We start from the raw sequence: 10,642 nt of genomic DNA, 5'->3' as shown, positions 1-10,642 counted from the left end.
GGAGGAGGCGGAGGCCGTCGCGGACGACGTGCGGCTGGTGGCGGCGTCGGGGAGCGGAGCGGAGCAGGTGCATCCGGAGCGATCGGACCGGAAGCGACGGCGTCCGGAGCGACGGCGTCCGGGGCAACGGGAGCAGCGGACTGCTCCGCTCCGCTCCCCGACGCCGCCACCAGCCGCACGTCGTCCGCGACGGCCTCCGCCTCCTCCGGGCCGGCCGCCGCGTTCAGCGCCGCGGCCGCCGCCTCCGCTCGCGCCAGGGCCTCGGCGGCCTCCGCCTGCAGTCGGCGGGCGGCCTCCAGGGCCGCGCGCGCCTCGTCCCTCGCCGAGGCGAGCCCGTCGTCGTCACTCATGGGCTCAGCCTAGGTCGGCGGCGCCGGTCAGTCCTCGCGGACGTGCCAGGACTGTCCGTACCCGCCGTCGGCCTCGGGGCGGGCCATCAGCTCGAGGAACGGGTCGGCGCTGAACGCCTCCGGCCCGAGCACTCCGGCGCCGGTCCACACGCCGGTCGCGAGGAGCTCGAGCGCGACCACCGGGTTGAGCGCCGTCTGCCAGACCACGCACTGGGTGCCGTACTCGGCCATCGTCCACTCGTTGTCGCTCACGTGGTAGAGGTACACCTCGCGGCGGGCGCCGTCCTTCGTGCCCGAGACGAAGAGGCCGGCGCAGGTCCTGCCCGTCATCCGCGGGCCGATGCCGGCGGGGTCGGGCAGGGCGGCGGCGACGACGTCGCGCGGCGAGACCTCGACGGGACCGCCGGCCGAGCGGACCCGCAGGGGCTCGGTGCTGTCGAGGCCGAGGAGGTGGAGGGTGCGCAGGACGCCGATGAACTGCTCGCCGAGGCCGTACTTGAAGGTGACCTTCTTCGCGTCGAGCCAGCGCGGCATCAGCAGCACCTCCTCGTGCTCGACGTTCACGCACTCGACCGGGCCGATGCCCTCGGGGAACTCGAACACCTCCGGCTCCGAGAAGGGGGCGGTGGTGTACCAGCCGCGGTCGCGCTCGAACACCACCGGCGGGTTCAAGCACTCCTCGATCGTGGTCCAGATGGAGAAGGACGGAGCGAAGATCTCGCGGCCGTCCGCGTCGTGCACGACGAGGTTCGCGCCGTCGCGCACTCCGAGCTCGTCGATCTCGTCGAAGAGGTGGTCGGAGGCGTAGCGGGCGAAGACGTCGGAGAGTCCCGGCTCCACGCCCATGCCCACCAGGGCGAGGCGGCCGCGGGAGGACCACTCCTCCGCCGCGGCGAACTGCTCGTCGCCGAGCTTGAGCCCCGTCAGCTCGTGGGGCCGCTCGGGGTGCGGGAGCGAGAGGCTCATCGCCATGTCGAGGTAGTCGGCCTCGGCGGCGAGCGCTCCGGCGAAGATCGTCGGGACGAAGCGCGGCTCGACGGCGTTCATCACGTGGGTCGCCCCGTGCGCGCGGGCGACGGTCTCGACGTTCTCGGCGTCGGAGGCGTCGATCCGCGCGGCGACGAAGCGGTCGTCGGCACCGTGCCGCTCCGCGATCCACGCGACCGTGCGCTCGGCCCGGGCGAGGTCGTAGTCGCAGACGATGATCTGCTCGAAGAAGGAGCGGCGCGCGGCGATCTTCGCGAAGGCGTCGCCGACGCCGCCGGCGCCGACCAGGAGGATTCTCATGGGGACACCGTAGCGACGGATCGCGTCGTCCACCATGCCGAGCACCGACGGAATCGGAGCGGAGCGCGCCTTCCGGCCACCGGATCCGTCACGGGGCGGCCCGCCCCCCCTGCTCGAGCAGGCGGAGGAAGCCGGAGAGGTGCCCGAGGCCGGTCAGCGAGGTCGGGAGCGAGGCGGCGAGCGCCGGCGAGTGCACCAGGTACGCCGCCCACTTCGCGCGCGAGACCGCGACGTTCAGGCGGTTGGGCAGGAGGAGGAACTCCATTCCGCGCGGGACGTCGGCCCCGGAGGACGCGGCGAGCGACACGATGGCGACCACCGCCTCCCTGCCCTGGAAGAGGTCGACCGTGCCGACCGGGGTCTCCTCGAGGCCCGCGGCGTCGAGGGCGGTGCGGAGGAGCCCGCCCTGGGCGTTGTAGGGCGCGACGACGATGACGTCGGCCGCGGTCAGCGTCCGCTCGCCGTGCTCGTCGGTCCAGGCGCGGCCGACGAGGGAGAGGGCGATCTCGACGACGCGCCTCGCCTCGTCCGGCGAGGAGGTGGTGTCGCCCGCGTGCTCGACCGGGACGGAGTGCACGCCCGGCTCGACCCCCTCCAGGTGGCGCACCTGCGGCGCCCGCGACCGCAGCGCGCCCTCGTAGGACAGCTCGGAGACGGCGTCGGAGAGCGCCGGGTGCATCCGGTGGGTCTCCGCGAGGAAGTAGCCGTACTCGGGCGGGAGGACGTCGTGCCCGTCGGCGAGCCAGCCGAGCGCCGACTCGTCGACCGGCTCCGGGTGCGCGCCCTGGCTCACCTGGGGCAGCTGCTGCGGATCGCCGAGCAGGAGCAGCCGCTGGGCGGAGACGGCCGACGCGATCGTCGGGGCGAGCGAGAACTGCCCGGCCTCGTCGACCACCAGGAGGTCGAGCGAGCGGCGCGGCACGGTGACCGGGTTCGCGAAGGTCCAGGCGGTGCCGCCGATGACGCAGCCGCCGCCCTCCTCGAGGACCGCGGTGAGTGCCGCCGCGTTCTTCACCGGCGCCCAGGGCGCCGCCTCGAGCGCCTCGGGCGGCGTGCCGTTCTTGGGCACCTTCGCCACGCGGGAGGGATCGACGCCGCGGCCGACGACGGCGCTCAGCACGTTCTCGACCACCGAGTGCGACTGGCCGACCACGCCGATGCGCCAGCCGTGCTCGTTCACCAGCCGTGCGATCACGTGGGAGCCGACGTAGGTCTTCCCGGTGCCGGGCGGACCCTGCACCGCGAGGGTCGCCCGGTCGAGTCCGAGCAGAGTGGTGACGACCGCGCCGATCACGTCGTCGCCCTGCACCGGAGCGACGGCTCCCGGCGGCACGCGGCGGAGGACGTCGAGCGCCGGGTCGGCCAGCATCGCGGGCAGCGCGTCGAGGACCTCGCCGCCCCACTCCGCGATCGCCTCGGGCTGGGGCGCGGCGCGCGGCGGCGGCGCGGGGGCGAGGGCGACCGGAGCGTCGTCGTGCGGATCCTCCCCCGCCTTCAGGCCCTCCTTGAGGAGCAGGACGATCCGCTCCCCGTCGTCGTCGACCGCGAGGATCTCGGAGCGCTCGGAGGCGCCGCGCAGACCGGGACCGGGCGAGGGCGCACCAGGGGGCGCCGGGGCCTCGTAGACCAGGTACGGCGATGAGCCGGTGCCGAGCCGACTGCCGGGAGCGAGCCGGCCGAGGATCCGCAGCTCGCGCGACTGCGTGCGGGCGCGCGGGAGCTTCGCCCAGTCGCGGACGACCTCGACCCGGTCGATCATCACGACGTCGCGGGTGTCCGCCCACTCGTCCAGCGGCTGCCGGAGGCGGTCGAAGTGCTCCTGCCAGAAGGTCTTGGCCTCGCGGCGGTGGTAGTCGATCGCCGCGCCGGCGAGGGCGAGCGCGGTCTGGTCGGCGGTGCGCTCCCGCGGCTCGATCCCCTCGACCTGCGCCAGCAGGGCGACCGCGACCGGGTGCGGCTCGCGGGGCACGGGGATCTCGACCTCGAGCAGCGGCGGCAGCTCCTCGCGCGGCGGAGCGAGCTCCAGGAGCCAGTCGCGCAGGCGAAGCGTGGAGCGGCAGTCGTAGGCGTTGTACTCGGCGACGAGGTCGAGCCCGCGCTGCCCCTCGACAGGATCGGCCCTCTGTGCGGCGCGCGCCTCCACGTACATCTCGATGCTGTCGGCGGCGTTCGTGACGCCGGACGCGTCCCGCTCCTCCTCGCCCATGTAGAGCGGCTCCAGCTTCTTGAGCGAGTAGCTGCGCGAGCCCACGCGGAGCGCCCGCCGCACCACCGGGTACAGGTCGACCAGGACGCCGTCGCGCAGGAGCGCGTCGACCTCCTCCTCGCCGACCCCGTGGCGGAGCGCGAGCGAGAGGAGGTGGCTCCGCTCGTAGGAGGCGTAGTGGTAGACGTGCATCCGGGGGTGCTCGGCCCGGCGCGCCCGCAGGAGCGCGAGGAAGTCGAGGAGCGCCCTGCGCTCGGCCGCGAGGTCGTGCGCCCAGAGCGCGGTGAAGCGCTCCTGGTCGTCGACCATGCCGAAGAGGTAGTCGAGGCCCCATTCGCGGTTGTCCTCGGTGTAGAGCGGATCGCCCTCGAAGTCGAAGAAGAGGTCGCCCGGGTCGGGCGCGGGCAGCCCGGCGAGCACGGAGGCGTCGATCACCTCGACGGCCGGCACCGGCGAGGACTCCGACCGCAGCTGCAGCCGCGCCTGGGCGCGCAGGCCCTCGAGCGTGCCCGCGCCCAGCCCGGGGACGGGGCCGTCGTGCTCGGCGAGGGCGTCGAGGGTGAGGACGCCGGCCGCCGTGAGCTTCGCCCGCTGGTCGAGCCGCATCCCGGCGACGAGGATCGGATCGCGGTGCGCCTGGACCTCGGGCGCGCAGACCGAGCAGCGTCCGCAGGAGGGGTAGCGCCGATCGCCCCACGCCAGCGGCTCGTCGGCGGCGAGGCGCTCGGCGAGCACGGCGCGGAGCCGTGCGCGCTGCACCCGCTGGACCGGGGCGACGACGGCCAGCTCGTGGCTGGTGACGGAGCCGTCGCCGAGCACGAGGTGCACCTGCTCCCCCACGCGGATGCCGCGCGCCTGCATCTGCTCGGCGTAGGCGGCGAGCTGCAGCAGCGCCGGGATCTTGGCGTGCCGGGCGAGCTTGGTGTCGTAGACCTCGTAGGCGCCGTCGGCGGTGCGGAGGAGGAAGTCCGAGAAGCCCAGGAACTCGCCGTCGAAGAAGGTGGCCTGGTAGAGCACGTCGACCCCGGCGCGCATCGCCTCGACGGCCGCCTCGGCCGCCGCGGGGTAGCCGGCGGGCTCGGGGCGCTCGAACTCGAGCACCTCGTGCGTGCGCTTCAGCTCGGCGAGGAAGCGGTGCTCGTGCTCGTCGCCGAGCACCGCGGTGCGCTCGAGCATCCCGTCCCTCTCGGCCTCGAGGCGCGGGGCGCGGCCCAGCAGGGCGTCGAACCGGCGGAGGACCGCCCACTCGCAGGCCGCCCAGTTCGACAGGTCGGTGGGGCTCGTGACCACGCGGCCGGACTCCAGGTACACGCGACTCCTTCCGCGACCACCGGGCGGCGATCGGCTCCAGGCTAGGGCGCCCCTCCGACACTCGTGCGGCTGCGGCCACCACCCGCGCCGCTCCGCCTCCGCGTGGCAGGCTGGGCCGATGACCCGCGCGCGCTTCGAGATCATCCCGGCCGACGACATCGGAGAGCGCGCCGCGCGGGCGTTCCCGGACCCCTCCGCGGTGACGCTGACCGTGACCAGCCTGCCGAAGCACGGGACCGGGCGGACCGTGGACTGCGCGGTCGCGCTGGCCGGGCGCGGGTTCCGCGTGGTGCCCCACCTGGCGGCGCGGAACGTCGAGAGCCGCGCCGCACTCGAGCGGGTCCTCGGCCGGATGGGCGAGGCGGGGATCGACGAGGCGTTCGTGATCTCGGGCGACGCGTCCTCGGCGGCCGGCACCTACTCCACGAGCCTCGAGCTCATCCGCGACGCCCGCGAGATCTCACCCGGGCTGGCCCTGGACATCGCAGGCTATCCCGAGGGCCACCCGCACCTCTCCGACGAGAGCATCGAGCGGCACCTGCGCGAGCGCGCTACGTTCATCCGCTCGATCGTCACGCAGATGTGCTTCGACGTCGACGCGGTGGTCTGCTACGCCGATCGGCTCCGCGAGACGGGGATCACGGCCGATCTGTGGGCGGGCGTGCCGGGGCCGGTCGAGCGCTCGCGGCTGCTGACGCTGGGCGCGCGGATCGGAGTGGGCTCCTCGCTCGGCTTCCTGAAGCGGAGCACCTCGGTGGCCGGCGGGCTCCTCCGCGGACGCCGCTTCGACCCGTCCGCGTTCGTCGCGCGCCTGGAAGCGGCGGCGGGCGACCGCCTCGCGGGCCTGCACGTCTACACCTTCAACGAGCTCGACTCCCTCGCCGCCTTCGGCTGATCGGCGAGCCTCCGCGCTCCTCGGGCGCCGATCCTCGGGGCCTCGAAGCCCTCGCAGGGAGCGCTATGCCGGTCAGGTGGTGCGGCGGATCCAGATCGGCGGGTGCGGGAGCTCGGCCTCGGTGCGCAGGCGGCCGGCGAGCGGAGCCCAGACCACGAGCGCCACGCCGATCCCGAGCAGCAGGCCGCCGACGGTGTCGCTCAGCCAGTGGGCGCCGAGGTAGGTGCGGCTCGCCATCATCGCCACGGTGTAGAGGAAGCCCGCGATCCAGACCCACAGCAGCGGGAACACCAGGGCCAGCACCATCGCCGTCGTCGCCGCGTTGGCGGTATGGCCGGACGGGAAGGAGCCGTAGTCGCTGGTGACGAGCATGTCGGCCGGGCGGGCGCGTCCCACCAGCTCCTTGACGAGCTGGGTGGCGCCCACGCTGACCAGCGCGGCGATCGCGTAGTAGAGCGCCGCCCACCGCCTGCGGAACACCAGCAGCACGGCGACGATGCCGAGCGGGATGAGCGTCGTGCCGACGAGCCCCGCTCCGACCGTGTTCATGACGAGGGCCGGGATGTCCCAGACCGGCGAGCGGTGCTCGACGATCTCGTCCATCCACTCCACGTCGAAGCGGAAGGCCGAGGTGGGGCGGAAGGCGATCAGCACGGCGAGCAGCACCGTGAGCAGGATCGCGAGCGACGCGGAGATCAGCGGCCAGCGGCGGGAGACCCGGTGGGCCGCCTCCTTCGTCAGCAGCCGGGCGGCGACGTCGTCGGACGGCACCTGCTCGCGCATCCGCGCACGCTGGACGGCGTCGGGGCGCGCGATTCCGGGCTCGGTCGACAGGCGGTCGTCGCGGTGATCCATCCGGACATGATGCCGTCACCCGGCGTTCCCCCGCTGGGGGTTGCGGGGCGGCGCGGCCGACCGATCAGAAGACCGGCGTCCGCGCGGCGGGGTTCATGACAGGGTTCGAGCGGCCTTGCGGATCCCCTGCCTTCCCCCGCGGGGGTTCGCGGCGCGCCTCAGCCGGCCGCGCGGGCCAGGCGGGCGGCGCGGAGGGCGTCGAGCCGGGTCGGCTCGGAGGAGCGCGCGAGGAGCCGCGCGGCGACGGCGCTCACGCGGGAGTCGTCCGAGGCGGAGGCCCGCTCGAGGGCGGCGGCCGCGTCGGGACCGGTGATCGAGCCGAGCGCCATCACGGCCGAGACCGCGAGCGCGGAGTCGTCGCTGCCGGCGGCCCCGTCCAGCGCGTCGACGGCAGGACGCGCGTCGTCGCCCAGGTAGCCGAGCGCGGCGGCGGCGTGACGCCGGACCGGCGCGGACCCCTCGCGGAGAGCCTGCTCCAGACCGGGGACGGCCGCGGCGCCGAAGGAGGCGAGGACGTCGGTGAGCACGTTCTGCGCCTCCGCGTCGTCGTCGCCGAGCAGGCCGAGCAGGACCGGCAGGGCGCGCTCGTCGCCGAGGCGGCCCAGCGCGAAGCGGGCCTTCGCGGCGACGGCGGGCTCGGAGTCGGCGGCCAGCGGGGCGATGTCGTCGAGCGTCGCCGGGTCGAGGATCTTGCTGAGCACGTGCAGCGCCTGCGTGCGCACCCGGGGCTCGCGGCCGAGCGCCTCGCGGGCGACGGGGACGGCGGCGGAGCCGAGGCGGCCGAGCGACCAGGTGAGCACGTCGCGGACGAAGAAGTCGGGCTCCTCCCACAGGTGCGCGGCGAGGGGCTCGGCGGTGGCGGGCTCGGCGAGCTCGCCCAGGGTCATCGCCGCGCGGAGGCGGACGTCGCGGTCGGGGTCGGAGAGCTCGGCGAGCAGGGCGGAGGAGTCGCGGGAGGACATGGGAGGGGACTGTAGCAGCGGCGCTCGGGAGCGGATCCAGCGAGGGCCGGAACGCCCGGGAGGAGCCGCAGGAGCGGGGCGTGCCGGACCGCCGGGACCCGGAGCCGAGCGCTCAGTCCTGCAGCGCCGGGACGCTCCTCGGCCGGACGATCAGCCAGAGCGCCAGGATCGACACGGTCGCCGTCGCCATCATCACCACGGCCATCGGCACGGCCGAGCCGGCGCCGAAGACCCCCGAGATCGGCGACAGCAGTCCGGCGGTGCCGAAGTTGACCGCTCCGAGCAGCGACGCGGCCGTCCCCGCCTCCCGGCCGTGGTTGACCAGGCCGAGGACCTGCACGCACGGGAAGCTGAAGCCGCAGGACGCGATGAAGAACCACAGCGGGACGAGCGTGCCCCAGAGCCCCAGCCCGAGCACGTCGAAGAGGGCGATCAGGCCGGCGGAGGTGAACAGCGTCAGCGTCGTGATCGCGAGGATCCACTGCGGCCCGATCCTCCGGCTGAGGTAGGAGGACGCCTGCACGCCGAGGACGACGCCGAGCGAGTTCACGGCGAAGAGCAGCCCGTACTGCTGCGCGTCGAATCCGTAGAGGCCCTGGAACAGGAACGAGGAGCTGGAGAGGTAGGTGAACAGGCCGGCGAAGGTCATGCCCCCGATCACCGCCACTCCGAGGAACACGCGGTCGCTGAGGACGGCCCGGTAGCGCTGCACGAGCGAGCGGTGCTCGCGCTCGTGTCGGGCGGCGCGGGGCCGGGTCTCGACGACGAGCAGGCCGACGGCCGCGACGACCAGCACGCCGTAGGCGGCGAGGAAGACGAAGATCCCGCGCCAGTCCATGATCAGCAGCAGCTGCGAGCCGATGACCGGCGCGAGCACGGGCGCGAGGCCCGACACCAGGGCGAGCCGGGACAGCATCCGCACCAGCGGGCGTCCGCCGAAGAGGTCGCGGACCATCGCCATCGCGACCACGCCGCCCGCCGCCGCACCGGCTCCCATCAGGAAGCGGAAGACGCCGAGCGTGACGATCTCGGGGGCGAGCGCCGCGCCGACGCAGGCCAGGACGTGCAGCGAGGTGGCCAGGAGGATCGGCAGGCGCCGGCCGACCGCGTCGCTCCAGGGGCCCACGACCAGCTGGCCGAGCGCGAAGCCGAGGGTCGTGCCGGTGAGGGTCAGCTGGACCGCCGCCTCCGACACGTTCAGCTCGCTCTGCAGCGCGGGGAACGCCGGCAGGTAGAGGTCGATCGTGAACGGCCCGAGGGCGGTCAGCGAGCCGAGGACGATCACGTAGACGAGGCGCTGGCGGGCCGTCAGGGCGTCGCCCGGGTGGCGGTGCACGGGGAGGGAGGCGGTCGGAGTCGAGGCGGGAGTGGACACGGAGTGCCTTCCTGCGCAGGGCGCAGCGGGGTGGGAGGGAGGGGTGCGGCCGGTGTCGTCCTCGGCTCGGGAGCGGACCTCGTCGGCTCCACGCCGCTCGGTCGAATCAATTCGATCACGTGTCGGACAGTGGCGCCACCCCTCGGCCCGCCGTCGGGTCAGACCGGGTGGAGCGGAGTGCCGAGCGGGTCGGCGAGCAGGCGCTCGAAGGCGAGCTCGGCTGCGCCCAGCATGAGCAGATCGGCGCCGAGCTCGGTCCGCACGATGCGCACGGAGTCGAGCGCGACCCGGAAGGGGCCGCCGCGGCCCAGGCGCTCCTCCAGGAACCCCGGCGCGACTCCGATCAGCGCCCCGAGGAAGCCGCCCAGCACCACGAGCTGCGGGTTGAACACGTTGATCACGTTGCGCAGGGCGACCGCGAGGTGCCCGAGCTGGCGCTCGACCTCGGCACGGACGGCCGGGTCCTCGGAGGCGGCGAGCGCCTCCTCCAGCCGCTCGCTCTCGTCGAGGCCGAGCACGGTGAGCAGCTCGGCGCGGCCGACCTCGGTCTCGAGGCAGCCGACGGCGCCGCAGTGGCAGTCGATGCCCGCGCTGTTGACGAGGGTGTGGCCTATCTCCCCCGCGTAGCCGTCGATGCCGTGCAGAGGCGCGCCGCCGACGATGACGCCGGCGCCCACTCCGCTCGCGCCGCCGTTGAGGTAGACGAGGTGCGAGACGTCGCGGCCGGCGCCGAGGACGCTCTCGGCGAGCGCACCGAGGTTGGCGTCGTTCGCCGAGAGGACGGGCAGGCCGGTCGCGTCCGCGAGCATGCGGGAGAAGGGCTCGTCGTCCCAGCCGAGGTGCGGGCCGACCCGGACGAGGCCGTCGGCGTCGCGGACGAGGCCGGGCACGGCGACGCCGATGCCGACGGTCCGCGTCTCCTCGGGCAGCTCGGCGAGCAGCTCGGCGACCGCCTCGGCCGCCAGACGGGCCGCGGCCTCGGCGGTGGGGACGGAGGCGGAGCGGCGGATGCGGCGGCGGACGACGGCGTCGACCCCGACCACGGCGACCGTGACGGCGTCGATCTCGGGGTTCACGGCGAGCGCGACGACTCCGGGATCGGCCTCGACGACGGGGCTCGGCCGGCCGACCTGGTTCGGCGTGGCGGGCTCGCGCTCGCGCACGATGCCGAGCTCCACCAGCTCGCCGACCAGCGCCGCGATCGTGGAGCGGTTGAGGCCGGTCAGGCGGGTCAGCTGCGAGCGGGAGCGGGGGCCGCCGCGGTGCACGAGGCGGAGGATCGCCGAGAGGTTGTGCCGCCTGACGCGGTCGAGGTTGTTGCCGCGCGTCGCGTGGTCGGGCATCCGCGGTCTCCTCTGCTTGCGGGGGTCAACGTGTTCAACCCGCAGCTCGTGGTGCTGG

At 74.5% G+C, this 10,642-nt stretch carries 7 protein-coding genes and 1 pseudogene; 1 reads left to right on the top strand and 7 read right to left on the bottom strand.

What is annotated here, in order from left to right; translation table 11 throughout:
- The 3 genes and pseudogenes from C5C30_RS17465 to C5C30_RS16950 all read right to left on the bottom strand — a co-directional run.
- Nucleotides 1-350, bottom strand: a pseudogene (locus C5C30_RS17465) (hypothetical protein); the annotation flags it as partial.
- A 27-nt stretch (nt 351-377) separates the two neighbouring features.
- Nucleotides 378-1,637, bottom strand: coding sequence for a saccharopine dehydrogenase family protein (locus C5C30_RS16955; protein WP_104251121.1), 1,260 nt, complete (start codon nt 1,635-1,637; stop codon nt 378-380).
- Between the two features lie 88 nt (nt 1,638-1,725).
- Entirely contained in the window at nt 1,726-5,154 is a 3,429-nt protein-coding gene (locus C5C30_RS16950) for a bifunctional RecB family nuclease/DEAD/DEAH box helicase (protein WP_104334164.1), read from the bottom strand.
- 118 nt (nt 5,155-5,272) lie between these two features.
- Between C5C30_RS16950 and C5C30_RS16945 the strand changes: the two genes are divergently transcribed.
- Nucleotides 5,273-6,049, top strand: a complete 777-nt coding sequence (locus C5C30_RS16945; protein WP_104334163.1) for a methylenetetrahydrofolate reductase — start codon at nt 5,273-5,275, stop codon at nt 6,047-6,049.
- A gap of 72 nt (nt 6,050-6,121) precedes the next feature.
- Here C5C30_RS16945 and C5C30_RS16940 read toward each other — a convergent pair whose 3' ends face one another.
- The 4 genes from C5C30_RS16940 to C5C30_RS16925 all read right to left on the bottom strand — a co-directional run bounded on the left by C5C30_RS16940 (nt 6,122) and on the right by C5C30_RS16925 (nt 10,584).
- On the bottom strand, nt 6,122-6,904 hold the full coding sequence (locus C5C30_RS16940) for a phosphatase PAP2 family protein (RefSeq protein WP_244229597.1): 783 nt from the start codon (nt 6,902-6,904) through the stop codon (nt 6,122-6,124).
- A 158-nt stretch (nt 6,905-7,062) separates the two neighbouring features.
- Entirely contained in the window at nt 7,063-7,866 is an 804-nt protein-coding gene (locus C5C30_RS16935; RefSeq protein WP_104234526.1) for a HEAT repeat domain-containing protein, read from the bottom strand.
- Nucleotides 7,867-7,978: 112 nt separating this feature from the next.
- Complete coding sequence (locus C5C30_RS16930; protein WP_104258263.1) at nt 7,979-9,241, bottom strand: multidrug effflux MFS transporter; 1,263 nt, start codon at nt 9,239-9,241, stop codon at nt 7,979-7,981.
- 158 nt (nt 9,242-9,399) lie between these two features.
- A complete protein-coding gene (locus C5C30_RS16925; protein ID WP_104227455.1) occupies nt 9,400-10,584 on the bottom strand; it encodes an ROK family transcriptional regulator in 1,185 nt (394 codons plus the stop codon).
- Nucleotides 10,585-10,642 lie beyond the last annotated feature (58 nt).

The sequence above is a fragment of the Rathayibacter sp. AY2B5 genome (assembly GCF_002931645.1).
In the GTDB taxonomy this organism is placed as follows: domain Bacteria; phylum Actinomycetota; class Actinomycetes; order Actinomycetales; family Microbacteriaceae; genus Rathayibacter.
This window is presented reverse-complemented; position numbering and strand designations above follow the sequence as displayed.